Below are 15,560 nucleotides of genomic sequence, written 5' to 3'. Positions count from 1 at the left end.
AAGAAGAGGTACGGCGTCCCGGTACGCCGGAGGAACCCTTCATTCGGGCACAGGGCTCATGACGCCGTGGATGCGGGAGAGGGTGAAAACGCGCTTGTCCTCTCGCAGGTGGCACCAGGCTTCGAGGTAGGGCGGGTCGAGTTCGAGGCGGCTGAGGGTGCGTACCGTCCGGTTCCCCGAGGTGGCGACGTAGTCGACGGTGATGGGTGCGTCGGCGTCGATGGCGTGGGCGAGCTGGCGGACGTCGCTGTACGGCAGGTGCTTCGCCCACCCCGCGACGATCTCCTCGGTGTCCGTGGCGAAGGGCGGTCCTCCATCGAACGGTGCGGGTTCCGGAGTCGTCGGTGGGGCGGCCAGCAACCGGGCCGCCAAGGTGTTCGGGTCGACTGGGGCGGGTTTCTTCGCCGTGCCTGTGGCAGCGATCCGACCGCTCTCCCTCCCGCCGGTGCCGCGCGGAGCCGGCACCGGCGCGGCGGCCCGCTGAGGCCGGGTCCTCTCGACCCGTACCGTGCCCTCGGCCGTCTCGGCGACGGGGGCGTATCCCTCGGCCCGGAGCGTGGCGAGGGCCGTGTCGAGCGGGCTGCGGCTGATCAGCACCGTAGGCGCCAACTGCCGGAGCCCAAGCTTGGCGAGCTTGCGGTGGGCGGCGAGTTCGGCCAGGAGGGCGGGTTCGTCGCCGTGGATGACGCAGGCGGCGGGGGTGACGCGCACGCGGCCGTGGCCGCGTGCGGTGTCAGCGATCAGGTAGGACAGCGGCTGCGGCAGGGGCCCGGTGGCGACTGAGGCCAGGGCGGCCGTGATGTCGTCGCCGACACGGCCGGCGTCCAGTGCCCGGCGGATGCTGCCCGCGCTGAACCGCCACACCGATGCCGTGCCGCTGGTCTCACGGTCGGCGACGGCGTTCAGGAGCGAGGCCAGTCGCGCGGACGGTGTGCCGGTGACGACGGCGGTGAGATCGGCGCCGATCCGTGCCGTCGCGGTGGCCGAGGGCAGCAGTCGTCGGCACTCCATGCCCAGCGCCTCCGTGTCGCCGGTCCGCAGATGGATACCGAAGGCGGACAGAGCGCCGCGAGCGAGTACGCCGAGAATTTCGGCCTCACGGATCACGGTGGCGAACGGTGTTCCATCCGAGGGCGATGAGTGGGTGAGCGGGCGGTGCCAGGTGATCAGAGACCCCAGATCCGAGGTGACCGTTGTGCCCTGTCCTGCCGGAAGCTGTCCGGCTGCGGCCAACAGCCCGTGGCGAGCCTGCACGCAGCCGTTGCAGGGTGGTGCTCCCGCGAGAGCGGGAAGCGCCTTGTTGTCCTCATCGCGCGACACGGTCGGGGTGAGCGGCAGGTTCCGCCATGCCTGGAGCAGTACCGCGAACTGCTCCGGGGGTTCCTGCTCCGCCCAGGCGTCGTATGCCTCGGTGGGCACCACGCGGTCGCCGTCCAGGCCCAGGAGCCCGGCAGCGTACGCCGTCTCGAGAGCAAGGCGTACGACGGCGTCGTCGGCCTGCGCGGCCTTGCCGATGCGGACCAGTTCACGCGCCCCGATCCCGCCGGACTTCAGTCGGGTCGGCGCGGTGCCCGAGCAGGCCGACAGGACCGAGACGGCACGGGACGCGAACGCCGTGGCCGCGGCCGACGCCTCGTGGTCCACCTCAGCCGGGGTGACGGACGCCGATCGCACGGAAGGCGGGACTGGTACGAACGGGGCGTGCCAGCCGGGTCCGCGCAGCGAGAGCGTCACCTCGGCCGGCATACGGACCGGACCGTAGGCGTGACGATCCTGAATCAGGAGTCCCCGCTCCAGTGCCCACCGGGCGCTCGGTTCGAGGCCGGGGCCGGGAGCGCCGAACACGATGGACTGCGGCTGCCCCGGCACGCCCTCCGCGCGGCGTTCGAGCAGCTTCCGAGCCGCCGCAGGAGCTTTCGCGACCAGTGGGACGACCTGTTCCGTGTCGCTGTGATGTGCCACCAGTGCGGCCAGACGCTGCGGCTTGGTGCCCGGCGGCTTGATGCCCAGGGCTGCCAGCATGCCGCGCAGGTCCTCGGAGGTCGCGCCCGCGAGCAGCCGCTCCAGTGGCGCATCCAGTCCCAGGGGCGCGTCCCATGCGTGGCGCAGTGGTGCGGCCATGCGGAGATTCGCCGCGCCGTCCGGCCAGACCAGAGCCTGATCGGCCAGCGCTTCCAGCACGACGTCCAGTTCGCGGGTGGTTTCCTCCTCCGTCGCCCCCAGCAGCTCCGCCAGGGCATCGCGCGACGCGGGCGCCCCCAGCGCCGCCAGCGCCTCGGCCACCTGGAGGTGTGGCAGCGCGAGCCGTGGCAGGGCCAGTGCCACCGATCCGGGGCGCTGAAGACGGTCCGCCAGTTCCCCCACCGAGCGCGGCTCCGGAGGGGACATGGCGTCCTTTCGTGCTTCTAGCACGCGTGCCAGACGAGAGCCGTCGAGGCCGCTCAGCCATGTCGCCAGCGTTGATCGGGACTTCATGGGGTGCACCTCGTCGTGGACGACGCCCGGCACGCGGGCGTCCCAGGGCCTGGCTCGGGCAGGCAGTGGGCGTGTGGCGGGAAGGCGGTGGCCGGGGTGTCCAGGGTCTGGCGCTGGGCGGCTGTGAAAGGACCCGCCTGCCAGGTGTCGTAACCGGCGGGGGTGAGGGCCGGGGGGCGGCGGCCGTCGGCCAGCAGTCGCAGCGCGAAGCGAGTGGCGGCCTGCCAGGCGGCGCCGGAAGGATGCGTCGGCTCCGCATCGGCCGGGGCGGAGACAGCGACGGCGACAGGCGGCGCGTAACCCTCGACCCTGCGCCGCCTGACCGAGCGGCCGTGCCGCAGGACCAGTTCTCTCACGAGGACGGATGTTTCCTGCCGGGCCAGAGGCGGTGTGCTTCTCGCGCCCGTACTCGGCTCTCGTACGACGACTCGTGCCACTCTCTTCCGCCCTGTCGTGTGCCGACCCCATCCCATCCCAGGCCCGCTCACTACCGAACCCCACCATGCAACGTCACACGCTGGCAACCACGGGCCTTTGCCTGACTGCCGGCGACGTGGCGCCACGGTGGATACGCCGCTGCTGAACGCTCTCGTCCTCACCGTAAGGTGCAGCGCTACGGTGAGCCATGAGCACCTGGGACCCAGCCGCGCTGGAGGCATTGATCGAAGAGGCAACCGTCGACGCCTACGGCCAGGACGAGCAGCTCACCGGCTTCTTCACGATGATTGAGGAGCGCCTTGCCGTGCCGTTCACCACGACTGTTCTCGGCGTCGAGGTGAGCGTGGTCGGTGTCGGTCTGGCCGAGGACGGGCGCGTGGTCGCACGCTGCGCCCGCGGGTCGGCCCGACAGGACATCGGAATTCTGGACCTGCCGCCGCCGAAACCCGCCCCCGAGGGCTCGCAATGGATCGAGGCATACCGCTCCTGGGCCCGCTGAACCGGCGCGTCGCACCACGGCCCAGCCGAGCCCCTGAATGCACCTTTCCTGTTTGACGGCCATACCTCAAAGGTCGGCTGTGAATGCGACCGAAACTGCAACCAGGGCGTGCCGAAGAGCCGAACCGCAATGAGCGGTCCGGCTCTTCGTTTCGCCTGGTCAGGCGGCTGCGGAGGATACGAGATTCGAACTCGTGAGGGGTTGCCCCCAACACGCTTGCCAACTGTGGTGGTGGCCCCGGAGGCCTCGGCCGGGTCCGTTCATCTGCGTTCATGAGAGGTCGACTGGTGGGGCAAGCCCTGTGAGTAGTCCCCGCTGAACGGCCGTGAACGGGCTGAATGGGACGGAAACTGAGACGGCTCGGCTGGCCGCCGATACGGCTTTGTGCCTCGTGCTGACGCTGTCACTACAGGGGAGTATGTGGGGGTGGAGACCGCGGCGGACCTGCAAGTGATGTTTGAGTCGTTGGCCAAGGAGGACGGTGTCTTCGGCCGGGTCGAGAGCGAGGATGCGGGCTCCGGTCGAAGAGCACGTGTACAGCTTGGTCCTTGATGCGCAGGAAGCCTGGGCGCCGTACGCCATCGAGGGTTCGCGGGGGCCGGCCCGCCCCGCTGACATCGCCGATGCCCTGACGGCCGTCGACAGGGAAGAGGCGGGAACCGTCATGACCTACCTGTCGGCGGGTGACCTGGTCTTCCCCGGTCGGCTGCGTCGTGATCGTGAGCACGCCCATCGAGCGGCAGAGCGAGTCGTGAAGCTGCTGGGACGGGACTCCACGTGGTGGACGAACATCGAACTATCGGATGCGGGCCGTGGGTGGAACCCGGTATCTCGGTTCACCTTCGACGGAGTGGTCGCAGGCACGGGCAACGGGTTTGTCGTGGCCCTGCTCCAAGTCGGAGAAGACTGACGCGTGGTGCGTCGAAGCGCCTGCCAGCCACCCTTGTTGACCGCTGCTCACCCCGGCATCTGGCACGGCCGTGGCAGGGCGACCTCTTCGTCCCGAAGCTGCCGAGACCTGTTCGTCAGTCCGGCAGGCAGGAGCGGAATCGGCGGAGCAGCTCAAGCGCGGTAGGGCTCTCTGCGTCGAAGGTCTGGCCTCGTTGTTCGACAGGAAGCCCCGGCCCCCAGATACGGGCACCGTGACAGCGGAAGCAGAAGGCGATCTCGAAGAGCTGATCGGTGGAGCTGTGCGCCCGGATTCCCCAGCCTGGGAGGAAGCAGCGGTACAGCTCACTTCCTGGTAGGTCGGCGGCCAGGGACAGGGCCTGCTGGGCTTGGTCTCCCTCCCAGATCGCGGCAGTGTCGCCGGCCAGGTCCTCCGAACTGAGGTGCCTGACGGCGTCGGTGATGCGGACGACCTCGATGAGCTCGGTCTTCCCATGGGTTAGCGGCAACAGCATGCCCCCAGACTCTCCGATCGTGACTTCGCTGAGAGGGACGGCCGCGCCGGGTACGGCGATGGCGGTGCCAGCGATGGATGTCAGAGGAACAGTTCGGGCATCGGGCACACCTCCCACGGCTCCTCCGACCGGTCGGCCCGGCGCCATCGGACATGCCGACCGGTACACCCCCACAGTGCCCGGCAGGTCCGCCGCCCATCGTGCTCCCGCTTGACGAGGACGAAGCCGCCGAACTTCATGGGCTGGCTGCACTCGGGACAGGCCGGGGCGTCGTCGGTCGTGTAGCGCACCCTAACGGAGCGACCGCTTCTCCCCGAGCAACTTGAGTAGGGGTTCTGCCTTGGGCTGGCACGCTTCCTACCGGCGCTGATGGTCCGCTGGAGTCCGCGCTCGTCCGCCGCTGTTCGTCGGCGTTGTCACGCAGTCAGACCCTCACTCTTGCTGCTGCACGTCGGGTGTCACCGCGGGAGCCCTGGGAAGTCAGGAACCCCTCATTCGCCTAGGGATGTGTTTGGTCGTGGGGCAGGCCGCAGGCGTCGTCACGCAGATGCAGTCTGCGGAGGTCCTGGACCAGAGCGACGGGAAAGGCATGGAGCATCCACTTGGCCTGGTAGCCGGCCTCGCCGTGTTCTGTGAAGACATTCTGAGCGGCGTTCAGCACGGCGTGGGAGAACAAGCGACGCGAGTGTGCCGACTGCCAGATCACCGTGCCGGCGGTGTCCGGTAGGTCGGGGCTGACCGAGACATCGGGGAACTTGTAGATGGTCACGTCGATCAGTACATCCCTGGCACGGAGCACCCAGCGGAGTTCCTGCGGCTCGGCGTCGAAGAAGAATCGGGTCGTGCGCTGCTGCCCGTACAGCCCTCCTGCAGCTGCCACGAGATCCGCCAACGCGTCCGTGCAGTAGCTGACTACGAGCGAAGCTTGATGGGAGTCATTGGCCAGGTGGCACCTCGCCCAACCGTGGTCCTGGAGTTCCCACTTCAGCTGAAGGGCGCCCGTTGGCGCCTGAGCGAACGGCACAGGGAGCAGGCTATCGGGCAGCGATCGGCATTCAGCTTGGGAAGCTCAGGTGATCCAGAGTTGATTACCTCGCTGACGTGCGGCGGGCTGGTGTCGGCACATGCCCGGCCGTCTGAGGACTCCCCGTGTTCTCCGTGATTCCCCGAGCCATCTGGCACGGATCTGGCACGGATCTGGCACGAGCGCTGTACACGATGCTCATCGCTCTCCATGCGCAAGGACCCGTGACGGTCGTTACTGCGGTACCGCCCAGAGATCGACGACGATGTTCGTCAGGATCCACAGAGAGGCAACGGCGAGGATCGAACGTTTGACCCACCGGGACCGGCGCCGCACCAAGGCGGCGAGCTGTTCTGTGTTCCTGCCTTCAGCGCGTGGGTAATCCCGCCATCGGCCTGTTGCAACCCAGACTGCCGCCAAGCCCAGGGCGATCCAGAGGGTCCACTGTCCCTCCTCATAGCCCAATTGGTACGCCGTCAACTGTTGGCCCCTCCCCGTCGGCAGAGGGAGACCCTACCGTGGCGGCGCGACACCACTTCGACGAGTGCCGCGACCAGAGTGGGGCACAGACGACTTCTGTTCCGTAGCTCTATGTGGATCGGTCATCGAAGGTCGTAACCGACGTACATCGGTCCGGTGCGGCTGCCAAAGCACGGGGCTGGTCGTTGCGGTTGCTGTACTTCGCTGCTGTACAGCCCGATCCCAAAGGCTGTCAGGAACCAGATTGTGTGAAATCCACAGCCATGGTGGGCGATCACGTCTGAAGGACGCCGCTCCCGATGCTGCTCCGTCCGAGAGTGGTGGCTGTTCGTCGGCCCGGTCTTCTAATCTGTTCGCGTGATCGACTACGACGATTCCGGACGCCCAGCCGTCCAGGTGGGAGACCCCGGTCCAGTCCGCCTGCTGCTGTCGGAGCCGACACGCCCGTTCGAGGATGAACCAACGCTCGACTTCCTCATCAGAGCCTGCGGGCCCTGGGGAAGTGTTGAGACCTCGGTGGAGACTTGGAACGGCGATGGCCTCGACACCTTCCTCGCCTCGCTTGCCGAAGACTTCCGGGGCTGGGAAGGTGCACGTGCCTGGCACTCCCTCTGCTACGACCTGACCCTCTCGGCGGAGCACCGTGGTAGCCACGTCCAACTGACCTGGGGCATCCGCGATCGGGCGCCCTCCGAGGAGTGGCACTTCGAGACCACCACGACGCACGCGGCAGGCGAGGACATGCGCAACCTCGCCGCCGACATTCACACGTTCACTGCGAGCATTGCCAAGTAGCCGAAAGAGGCTCAAGTCGGTGCATACCGGCCTTGAAGTGCGGCCGGCACACGCAATGGCTACGGGCTTGAAGCTGTGGCCTCATCCTTATCAGGTCGATCACAGGGGTCGGTCACGTCGACCAACTGCCCCTGTGCCGCGACCGATCGTTCACTGAGGTCCCGCCTCGTCCGCTGCGGTTAGCGCTTGTTGGTGTCAGCCGCCGCACGCACGTCACTCTAGGCGCGGTCGCGTTGGGAACGTATCCGCCGGTAGATCGCGTGACATGCGGGCAGCATCAGGAGCCCGGCAGCGAGCGGCCAGAACAGAGATGCTCCCTCACGGTGCATCTTCACGCCCACTGCCAAGAGGATCGCGGAGACGATGAGGCTCAGATAGGGCATCGCCTTTTCCGCCGGACCGCCATCCCTGAACGGGACCTCCATGCTCGCCTTCTCCATCTATGGGGAGCGGCACTGTACCGCGCGGGCGGTGCAGTCTTAACGACCCGGTCAAGCTCGTCGGCCCGATCCTGGAGCACCAGTTTGGAAGATCGCATATAAGGGTTCGATTTCGATCTGACCTAGCAGAACGCTAACCTGCGCGTTCGCTGATCGTTGACCGGCGCTCCCCGTGGTTCCCCTCGGCCTGCCTCCCCAACGGGCACGCCAAGGGCACGCTGTCACGGTTGTTCGGCAGATGCCCGCGCACAGGCATTGCCTGGGTGCCAGAGGCCGAGGATGAGGGGGCGCAGGTGCCGGCGTGGGAGAGGAGACAGCCAAGATAGAGTCTCGCGGACTGGGGAGGTGAACCATGGCCGCGCTTTTCTATTCCGCTGTCGTGGTCGGCGTCGCGTTGATAGCTTTCGCGGTTCTGCGGGAGCACGGAACGCGGCTTGCGAAGGCGGCGTCCTGGTTGTGCCTGGCAGTCGCCGCGCTCCCTGGGCTGGCACTCGTCGGCATCGTTCTGCAGGTGATCTTCGGGTCGTGAGACTGTGAGGCTGGGTGAGCTGGCCGCACCCGGGTTCGGCGACGATCCCGCGGCTTGCGCATCCGCCTCTGTCCTCATGACTCTCGTGGCACGGTGTTCACAAGCCTGCTCCTGTGGATCGCAGATCCTTCAACACCTGCCCCCGATACTCCGGGCAGTAGACCGTTACGCCTACGATCAGCAGCTCGTGCGCGTCTTTCAGCAGCATCCCCCAGCCCGGCCCATATGGATACAGGCCTCCTCCGTTGGGATCCAACACATACTCGACGCTGTGCTCTAGAGCCAGTTCGTGGCACCACTTCGGTGGAAAAGCAAGGAGTTCCGCATCAGTCGGATGCTTATGGGTGTACGACAGGCTGGCGGCCGACTTGAGGTAGCGGTCCTTCTTGGTACCAGGCGGCGTAACTATCGGATTCGCAGCAGCGTAACGACCTGTGTCTCTGCTTCCACACGCCGTGAGGCTGGCAAACAAGACGATGGCCAGCAGCATGGTCGTGCGACGCATGGTTCCTCCAGATTCTGTTGGTGCTGAGGGTCATCATGCGTCGGCTCGATGCACCGTCCCAGTGCTGTAGTCGTGTTGTGACCCGGGTACTGATGGAGCGAACGCAAGCCACAGCCCCTACAAGGCCCAACGAGCCTCGCGCCGTGTGCGCGGATGGAGGTCTACGGCGGCAACCCAAAACTTCGCACTGCGCTGGAGGAACGCCGGCACCGGCTACGTCCTCGCGGTGGCCTGCTCGCACGAAGTCGCCACGAGAGCTGGAAAGTTCCGCGCTGACGCCCTGGCCAAGAAGGTCCCCAAACGAGCGTGGCAGAAGCTGTCGGCCGGTGCCGGGTCGAAGGGTCACCGCTTCTACGACTGGGCCGTCATCGACCTCGCCGACCCTCGCCCGGGGGCAGCCAGCTGCTGATCCGCCGCAACCGCAGCACCGGCGAACTCGCCTATTACCGCTGCTACTCGCCTGTCGCAGTGCCACTGGCCGAGCTGGTGCGAGTCGCTGGATCAAGGTGGCGGGTGGAGGAGTTCTTCCAGTCCGGAAAGGGCCTGGCAGCTCTGGACGAGCACCAGGTCCGCCGCTATGCGTCCTGGTCCCGCTGGGTCACCCTCGCCATGCTCGCCCATGCCTTCCTCGCCGTCATCAGAGCCGATGAGCACGCCCGCCAACCGGCATCGAACGGCCTCATACCGCTGACCTGCAACGAGATCCAGCGCCTGTTTATCGCTCTCGTCATTCGGCCTGTCCACGATGCCGCCCATCAGCTCGGCTGGACCCTCGGCGCACGCAAAGACCTAGAACACCTCCGCCTGCGCGCCTGGGCCCACATGCTCGGCTTCCGCGGCCACTTCTCCACCAAATCCCGCCGCTACTCCACCACCCTCGGCGCCCTCCGCGACACCCGCGCCGAATGGCGCCGAGCGCAAGCGGCGGCAGCAGCCGCCAGCTCTCAGCCGGACACGACGTACGTCCTCGCGCACTGGGTCTTCGCCGGCACCGGATTCAGCGCCGCCGAGACCTGGCTTGCCGCATCCCTCGAACCCGCCCCCGGAACGGAAGGAAAACCAGCCTATGGCTGAGCCCCGACTCGCCACCGTGCCCGAGACCTCCGACCAGTCCTTGGTCCTCCTGACGGTGGAGGAAGCTGCCCGCCGACTCCGCATTGGCCGCACGACGTGCTTTCGGCTCGTCCTCGCGGGAGAGATCGAGTCCGTCACGGTCGGGCGGCTCCGCCGGGTCCCCGCCGACGCCGTACCCGCCTACGTGGCCAAGCTCCGCCACCGACCCGACCACGCGGCCTGAGAGGGACGACATGGCAGAGCAGAAGCGCACTCGCCAGCCCAACGGGGCCTCGACCATCTACCTCGGCAGGGATGGGAAGTGGCATGGTCGAGTGACGGTCGGCGTCCGTGATGACGGCAAGCCCGACCGCCGCCACATCGAGCGCAAGACCAAGGCCGAGGTGACCAAGGCGGTCCGCGAAATGGAGCGGGGCACGGGACGACAAGAAGCTCAAGAAGCCGGGGCAGAGCTGGACGCTCCAGGCCTGGCTTGAGGACTGGGTCGAGAACATCGCCAAGCCATACGTCTCCGAGAACACGCACGACGGCTACGAGGTGGACGTCCGCGTTCATCTCGTTCCTGGCCTGGGCGCCCACAAGCTCGACCGCCTGGAGCCTGAGCACCTCGAACGCTTCTATCGGAAGATGCAGGCGGCTGGAAGCTCCGCCGGCACCGCCCAGCACGCGCACCGGACGATCCGGGTCGCCCTCGGTGCAGCCGTCCGGCGCGGGCACGTCGCCACGAACGCGGCCGAGATCGTCAAGGCTCCCCGCCTGGAAGAGGCGGACATCGAGCCGTACACGTCGAGGAGTTACAGAGCCTCCTCGTCGAGGCGGCCAAGCTCCGCAACAGCGCGCGGTGGGTCGTAGCCCTTGCGCTCGGTCTTCGCCAGGGTGAGGCGCTCGGTCTGCACTGGGAAGACATCGACCTCGATGCGGGTTACGCCCGCATCCGCAAGAACCGGCTCCGGCCGAGGTACGCGCACGGTTGCGGCGGCGAACCCCTGCGGCCGGAAGGTGGGCTACTGCCCCAAGCGGGAGCAGACCCGCCGTGAGCACAAGTCCACCAAATCCCGCGCGGGCCGGCGCACCATCGGCCTGCCCGATCCGCTGATCAAGATCCTCCGCCAGCACCAGGAAGCCCAGGAGCGGGAGCGGGTCGCGGCCTGTGCCGACTGGGAGGGCAAGGGTTAAGTCTTCGCCTCGCCGGTCGGCGGACCGCTGAGCCCCAACACCGACTTCCATGTCTGGAAGAGACTTCTCCGGAACGCCGGCGTACGAGACGGCCGTCTCCATGACGCTCGCCACACCGCCGCGACCGCCCTACTGATCCTCGGCGTCCCGGACGTCGTGATCGACTCGATCATGGGTTGGGAGCCCGGGGGAGCGGCTCGTATGCGGGCCCGGTACATGCATGTCACCGGTCCGGTGCTGAAAAGGACTGCTCAGCAGGTCGGGGAGGCCCTTTGGGGTACCGATGGGCGGCATCTGCCATGATCCGGGATCGGTTGTCTCCCATCCGGGAGGGACAGCTGGGGGAGGAATCATGGACAAGCGCACGGACCCTGTCGAGATCATCGCGCGGGTGGGTGGCGTGACGCCCTACTCGGATCGCGAGCGGGCATTCGGTACCTGGGTCTATCTCGCCTCGAAGGCAGGATGGCAGGTGGTGGAGGCTGACGGCTTCGTCGCCGACACTGACCGGGGTGAAATCGGCGCGGTGGACGTCGAGGGTGTTCGGTATGTGATCCGGCTGGGCCCACGAGTGCGGCGGCTGCTCTATGACGTCGTCGACGGGCACATGGCGAAGCGGGATGTCCTCGCGGTCGCGGCCTGGGCGGAGCCGGTTGTCACCGAGGAGAGCGCCCCTGGTTGGTACTCCGCAGAAGCCGACTGAGACGGAAAGTGAGACGGAGAACGTCGAAGGGCCCCACCGCGAACGGTGGGACCCTTCGACATCGTGCCCGGTGAGGCACTGGCGGAGGATACGAGATTCGAACTCGTGAGGGGTTGCCCCCAACACGCTTTCCAAGCGTGCGCCCTAGGCCTCTAGGCGAATCCTCCGCTGGAGACATTACATGACCGGGAGGAGTGCTCGCGAACTCGTTCTCACCCCCTGACGTCGGGTACTCTGTGCGGAGCCCCTCACGCGGCGCTATCTGACTGAACTCCCCCAGGGCCGGAAGGCAGCAAGGGTAGGTTGGCTCTGGCGGGTGCGTGGGGGGCGCTTGCGTTTGCGGGCGGGGCTGCTTGTCAGTGGGCGCCTATAACCTCGTATGTGTGTCGTCTCTCGCGCTGTACCGCCGCTATCGCCCGGAGTCGTTCGCCGAGGTCATCGGGCAGGAGCATGTCACCGACCCGTTGCAGCAGGCGCTGCGGAACAACCGGGTCAATCACGCGTACCTGTTCAGCGGGCCGCGTGGGTGCGGGAAGACCACCAGCGCACGGATCCTCGCGCGCTGCCTGAACTGCGAGCAGGGTCCGACGCCGACGCCCTGCGGCGTGTGCCAGTCCTGCCAGGACCTCGCCCGCAACGGGCCGGGTTCCATCGACGTCATCGAGATCGACGCGGCTTCTCACGGTGGTGTGGACGACGCCCGTGAGCTGCGCGAGAAGGCGTTCTTCGGCCCCGCGGGAAGCCGCTACAAGATCTACATCATCGACGAGGCCCACATGGTCACGCCGGCTGGTTTCAACGCGCTGCTCAAGGTCGTCGAGGAGCCCCCGGAGCACCTGAAGTTCATCTTCGCCACCACCGAGCCCGAGAAGGTCATCGGGACCATCCGGTCGCGGACCCATCACTATCCCTTCCGGCTGGTGCCCCCCGGCACGCTCCGGGACTACCTCGGCGAGGTGTGCGGCAAGGAGGACATCCCCGTCGAGGAGGGCGTGCTGCCGCTCGTCGTGCGCGCGGGCGCCGGTTCCGTGCGGGACTCCATGTCCGTCATGGACCAGTTGCTCGCCGGGGCCGGAGCCGACGGTGTGACCTACGCCATGGCCACCTCTCTCCTCGGCTACACCGACGCGTCCCTGCTCGACTCCGTCGTCGAGGCCTTCGCGACCGGTGACGGGGCCGCCGCCTTCGAGGTCGTCGACCGCATCATCGAGGGCGGCAACGACCCGCGCCGGTTCGTCGCCGACCTGCTGGAGCGGCTGCGGGACCTGGTGATCCTCGCCGCCGTCCCGGACGCCGTGGAGAAGGGGCTGTTCGACGCGCCCGCCGACGTTCTGGAGCGGATGCAGGCCCAGGCCGGCACGTTCGGCGCGGCCGAGCTGAGCCGCGCCGCCGACCTCGTCAACGAGGGCCTGACCGAGATGCGTGGTGCCACCTCGCCGCGTCTCCAGCTGGAGCTGATCTGCGCGCGCGTGCTGCTCCCGGCCGCCTACGGCGACCAGCGGTCCCTGATGGCCCGCCTCGACCGGCTGGAGCGGGGCGTCAACTTCTCGGGCGGCGGCGGAGCGCCCGCGATGGGATACGTGCCGGGACCCGAGGCCCATCCGGCTTCCCGGACGCCGCAGGCCGCCGTCCCGCAGGCCGCCGTCCCGCAAGCCTCCGTCCCGCAGGGCGGCGGCCCCGCCGCGGCCCGCGCCGCCGTGCGCGGCGGAGCCGAGCCCGAGCCCGCCCCCGCCCCGGTCCAGCCGGCGGCTCCGCAGCCGTCCGCCCCGGTGCCCCCGGCCCAGGCGGCTCCTCCGGCCCCGGCGGGCGAGGCCGCCGCAGCGGCCCCGCCCGCCGCCACTCCGCCCGCCGCCACTCCGCCCGGCGCCTGGCCGACCGCCGCCCCGGCCGGTGGCGGCGCCGCCCGGCGTCCCGGCGGCTGGCCCACGGCTGCGGGCGCGGGCGCCCCGGCGGCCCCGCCGGCCGCGGCTCCCGCGGCTCCGGCACCCGCCGCGAAGGCCTCCCCCGCCGCCGTTCCGGCCGCCGCTCCCGCCGGCGGCCCGAACCCCCGTGACCTCTGGCCGAACATCCTGGAGGCGGTCAAGAACCGCCGCCGTTTCACCTGGATCCTGCTCAGCCAGAACGCCCAGGTCGCCGGCTTCGACGGCACCACCCTCCAGCTCGCCTTCGTCAACGCCGGTGCCCGGGACAACTTCGCGAGCAGCGGCAGCGAGGACGTGCTGCGGCAGGCGCTGACCGAGCAGTTCGGCGTGACCTGGCGGGTCGAGGCGGTCGTCGACCCGACGGGCGGCGGCTCGGCCCCGGCCGGTCCCGGTTACGGCGGCGCGCCCGCGGCACCGTCCGGGTACGGCGGCTCCGCCCCGGCGGTCCCGGCCCGTTCGGGGGCCCCCCGGCCCGCCCCGCAGTCGGCTCCGCCGCACGCGTCACCGGCCGCCGCCCCGCCGCCCTCGGCCCCCGAACCGCCTCCCGTCTCCCCGGAGGACGACATCCCCGAGGAGGACGACCCCGATCTCGACGAGTCGGCGCTCTCCGGTCACGAGCTGATCGTGCGGGAGCTGGGGGCGACCGTGGTGGACGAGTTCCAGAACGAGTGACCTCCCGCGCGGCGGCTCTCCCCGCCCGCGCGCGACCCCTTGGAGGAACCTCCAGTACCCCGGCCGGGCTACGCTGGCCCCCGTGAAGGTCCTCGTCATCGGCAGCGGCGCCCGCGAACACGCCCTGTGCCGCTCTCTGTCCCTCGATTCCGACGTCACCGCGCTGCACTGTGCCCCCGGCAACGCCGGTATCGGGGAGGTCGCCGAGCTGCACCCGGTGGACGCCCTCGACGGTGCCGCCGTCACCGCCCTGGCCCGGGAAGTCGGCGCCGGTCTCGTCGTGGTGGGCCCCGAGGCCCCGCTGGTCGCCGGGGTCGCCGACGCGGTGCGCGAGGCGGGCATCCCCGTCTTCGGCCCCTCCGGGGAGGCGGCGCGGATCGAGGGCTCCAAGGCGTTCGCCAAGGACGTGATGGCGGCGGCCGGCGTGCCCACCGCCCGTTCGTACGTTTGCACAGACGCCGACGAGGTCGCCGCGGCCCTCGACGCCTTCGGTGCGCCGTACGTCGTGAAGGACGACGGGCTGGCGGCTGGCAAGGGCGTCGTCGTCACCGACGACCTGGCGACCGCCAGCGCGCACGCCGCGGAGTGCGACCGCGTGGTCATCGAGGAGTTCCTGGACGGCCCCGAGGTCTCCCTCTTCGCGATCACCGACGGCGTGACGGTCCTCCCGCTCCAGCCCGCCCAGGACTTCAAGCGGGCCCTGGACGGCGACCGGGGCCCCAACACCGGCGGCATGGGCGCCTACTCCCCGCTGCCCTGGGCCGACCCCAAGCTGGTCGACGAGGTCATGGAGACGGTGCTGCAGCCGACCGTCGACGAGATGCGGCGCCGCGGCACCCCGTTCTCCGGGCTCCTCTACGCCGGTCTCGCGATCACTTCGCGCGGTGTCCGGGTCATCGAGTTCAACGCCCGTTTCGGCGACCCCGAGACCCAGGTGGTCCTCGCCCGCCTGCGGACCCCGCTGGCCGGTGTCCTGCTCGCCGCCGCGAACGGCACCCTCGACGACGTCCCGCCGCTGCGCTGGCGCGACGACGCCGCGGTCACCGTGGTCGTCGCCTCCCACAACTACCCGGGCACCCCGCGCACCGGCGACCCCATCACCGGTCTCGACGCGGTGGCGGCCCAGGACGCCCCGCACGCCTACGTGCTGCACGCGGGCACGAAGCGGGACGGCGAGGCGGTCGTCAGCGCCGGCGGCCGCGTCCTCTCGGTCACCGCGACCGGACAGGACCTGACCCAGGCGCGTGAGCGCGCGTACGCGGCCGTGACGCGGATCGGGCTCGACGGCTCGCAGCACCGGACCGACATCGCGGCGAAGGCGGCGGCCGAGGCCTGAGCCCGCCTCTGTGTCCCCGGACGATCCCGACCAGGCCCCGGACCCCGAAAATCCGGGGCCTGATCATTGCTGTCTGTCGATCACCTCTG

13 protein-coding genes, 1 tRNA gene, 1 other RNA gene and 2 pseudogenes are annotated in these 15,560 nt (G+C 69.1%); 11 read left to right on the top strand and 6 right to left on the bottom strand.

Annotated elements, in window-relative coordinates:
* Positions 1–39: 39 nt before the first annotated feature.
* The gene (locus ACIRQ9_RS00795) at positions 40–2,475 is read right to left on the bottom strand and encodes a helicase-associated domain-containing protein (protein WP_404165713.1); all 2,436 of its coding nucleotides are present in this window, start codon (positions 2,473–2,475) and stop codon (positions 40–42) included.
* A gap of 625 nt (positions 2,476–3,100) precedes the next feature.
* On the opposite strand from ACIRQ9_RS00795, the gene ACIRQ9_RS00790 reads away from it, so the two are divergent.
* Entirely contained in the window at positions 3,101–3,412 is a 312-nt protein-coding gene (locus ACIRQ9_RS00790; protein ID WP_404165711.1) for a hypothetical protein, read from the top strand.
* Between the two features lie 532 nt (positions 3,413–3,944).
* A complete protein-coding gene (locus ACIRQ9_RS00785) occupies positions 3,945–4,322 on the top strand; it encodes a hypothetical protein (RefSeq protein ID WP_404165709.1) in 378 nt (125 codons plus the stop codon).
* Positions 4,323–4,437: 115 nt separating this feature from the next.
* Here the strand turns inward: ACIRQ9_RS00785 and ACIRQ9_RS00780 are convergent, their stop codons facing one another.
* Both ACIRQ9_RS00780 and ACIRQ9_RS00775 read right to left on the bottom strand, forming a co-directional pair.
* Positions 4,438–4,815, bottom strand: coding sequence for a hypothetical protein (locus tag ACIRQ9_RS00780; protein ID WP_404165707.1), 378 nt, complete (start codon positions 4,813–4,815; stop codon positions 4,438–4,440).
* 499 nt (positions 4,816–5,314) lie between these two features.
* The gene (locus ACIRQ9_RS00775; protein WP_404165705.1) at positions 5,315–5,839 is read right to left on the bottom strand and encodes a hypothetical protein; all 525 of its coding nucleotides are present in this window, start codon (positions 5,837–5,839) and stop codon (positions 5,315–5,317) included.
* Between the two features lie 837 nt (positions 5,840–6,676).
* Between ACIRQ9_RS00775 and ACIRQ9_RS00770 the strand changes: the two genes are divergently transcribed.
* On the top strand, positions 6,677–7,114 hold the full coding sequence (locus ACIRQ9_RS00770; protein WP_404165704.1) for a DUF6228 family protein: 438 nt from the start codon (positions 6,677–6,679) through the stop codon (positions 7,112–7,114).
* A gap of 218 nt (positions 7,115–7,332) precedes the next feature.
* Here ACIRQ9_RS00770 and ACIRQ9_RS00765 read toward each other — a convergent pair whose 3' ends face one another.
* Complete coding sequence (locus ACIRQ9_RS00765) at positions 7,333–7,539, bottom strand: hypothetical protein (protein ID WP_404165702.1); 207 nt, start codon at positions 7,537–7,539, stop codon at positions 7,333–7,335.
* Positions 7,540–7,906: 367 nt separating this feature from the next.
* Here ACIRQ9_RS00765 and ACIRQ9_RS00760 point away from each other — a divergent pair, with 367 nt between their 5' ends.
* Entirely contained in the window at positions 7,907–8,083 is a 177-nt protein-coding gene (locus tag ACIRQ9_RS00760) for a hypothetical protein (RefSeq protein ID WP_404165700.1), read from the top strand.
* 97 nt (positions 8,084–8,180) lie between these two features.
* Here ACIRQ9_RS00760 and ACIRQ9_RS00755 read toward each other — a convergent pair whose 3' ends face one another.
* Positions 8,181–8,588, bottom strand: coding sequence for a hypothetical protein (locus tag ACIRQ9_RS00755; protein WP_404165698.1), 408 nt, complete (start codon positions 8,586–8,588; stop codon positions 8,181–8,183).
* A 156-nt stretch (positions 8,589–8,744) separates the two neighbouring features.
* On the opposite strand from ACIRQ9_RS00755, the pseudogene ACIRQ9_RS00750 reads away from it, so the two are divergent.
* The 4 genes and pseudogenes from ACIRQ9_RS00750 to ACIRQ9_RS00735 form a co-directional block, all read left to right on the top strand.
* Positions 8,745–9,662: pseudogene (locus tag ACIRQ9_RS00750) on the top strand (replication initiator); the annotation flags it as partial.
* The gene (locus tag ACIRQ9_RS00745) at positions 9,655–9,885 is read left to right on the top strand and encodes an excisionase family DNA-binding protein (RefSeq protein WP_404165696.1); all 231 of its coding nucleotides are present in this window, start codon (positions 9,655–9,657) and stop codon (positions 9,883–9,885) included. The pseudogene ACIRQ9_RS00750 and the gene ACIRQ9_RS00745, both read left to right, overlap by 8 nt.
* A 10-nt stretch (positions 9,886–9,895) precedes the next feature.
* Positions 9,896–11,141, top strand: a pseudogene (locus tag ACIRQ9_RS00740) (tyrosine-type recombinase/integrase).
* 49 nt (positions 11,142–11,190) lie between these two features.
* Complete coding sequence (locus ACIRQ9_RS00735) at positions 11,191–11,541, top strand: hypothetical protein (protein WP_404165694.1); 351 nt, start codon at positions 11,191–11,193, stop codon at positions 11,539–11,541.
* Positions 11,542–11,620: 79 nt separating this feature from the next.
* On the opposite strand, the gene ACIRQ9_RS00730 is transcribed toward ACIRQ9_RS00735, so the two are convergent.
* A tRNA-Ser gene (locus tag ACIRQ9_RS00730) sits at positions 11,621–11,708 on the bottom strand.
* A 72-nt stretch (positions 11,709–11,780) separates the two neighbouring features.
* On the opposite strand from ACIRQ9_RS00730, the gene ffs reads away from it, so the two are divergent.
* The 3 genes from ffs to purD all read left to right on the top strand — a co-directional run bounded on the left by ffs (position 11,781) and on the right by purD (position 15,471).
* An RNA gene (ffs, locus tag ACIRQ9_RS00725) (signal recognition particle sRNA small type) lies at positions 11,781–11,879 on the top strand.
* 45 nt (positions 11,880–11,924) lie between these two features.
* Positions 11,925–14,135 (top strand): DNA polymerase III subunit gamma and tau, encoded by a 2,211-nt coding sequence (locus tag ACIRQ9_RS00720; RefSeq protein WP_404165692.1) that lies wholly within the window; start codon positions 11,925–11,927, stop codon positions 14,133–14,135.
* Between the two features lie 82 nt (positions 14,136–14,217).
* Positions 14,218–15,471: a phosphoribosylamine--glycine ligase gene (gene purD / locus ACIRQ9_RS00715; protein WP_404165690.1), complete on the top strand. Its 1,254-nt coding sequence runs from the start codon at positions 14,218–14,220 to the stop codon at positions 15,469–15,471.
* Positions 15,472–15,560 lie beyond the last annotated feature (89 nt).

Source organism: Streptomyces sp. NPDC101237 (genome assembly GCF_044767465.1).
In the GTDB taxonomy this organism is placed as follows: Bacteria; Actinomycetota; Actinomycetes; order Streptomycetales; family Streptomycetaceae; genus Streptomyces; species Streptomyces gramineus.
The sequence above is the reverse complement of the archived record's forward strand: the minus strand, read 5'-3'. Positions and strand labels throughout refer to the sequence as shown.

Bases quoted from the DNA above. Each gene is read 5' to 3' on its own strand.
- ACIRQ9_RS00795 (WP_404165713.1), bottom strand. From the start codon at position 2,475: ATGAAGTCCCGATCAACGCTGGCGACATGGCTGAGCGGCCTCGACGGC.
- ACIRQ9_RS00790 (WP_404165711.1), top strand. From the start codon at position 3,101: ATGAGCACCTGGGACCCAGCCGCGCTGGAGGCATTGATCGAAGAGGCA.
- ACIRQ9_RS00780 (WP_404165707.1), bottom strand. From the start codon at position 4,815: ATGCTGTTGCCGCTAACCCATGGGAAGACCGAGCTCATCGAGGTCGTC.
- ACIRQ9_RS00765 (WP_404165702.1), bottom strand. From the start codon at position 7,539: ATGGAGGTCCCGTTCAGGGATGGCGGTCCGGCGGAAAAGGCGATGCCC.
- ACIRQ9_RS00760 (WP_404165700.1), top strand. From the start codon at position 7,907: ATGGCCGCGCTTTTCTATTCCGCTGTCGTGGTCGGCGTCGCGTTGATA.
- ACIRQ9_RS00755 (WP_404165698.1), bottom strand. From the start codon at position 8,588: ATGCGTCGCACGACCATGCTGCTGGCCATCGTCTTGTTTGCCAGCCTC.
- ACIRQ9_RS00745 (WP_404165696.1), top strand. From the start codon at position 9,655: ATGGCTGAGCCCCGACTCGCCACCGTGCCCGAGACCTCCGACCAGTCC.
- ACIRQ9_RS00735 (WP_404165694.1), top strand. From the start codon at position 11,191: ATGGACAAGCGCACGGACCCTGTCGAGATCATCGCGCGGGTGGGTGGC.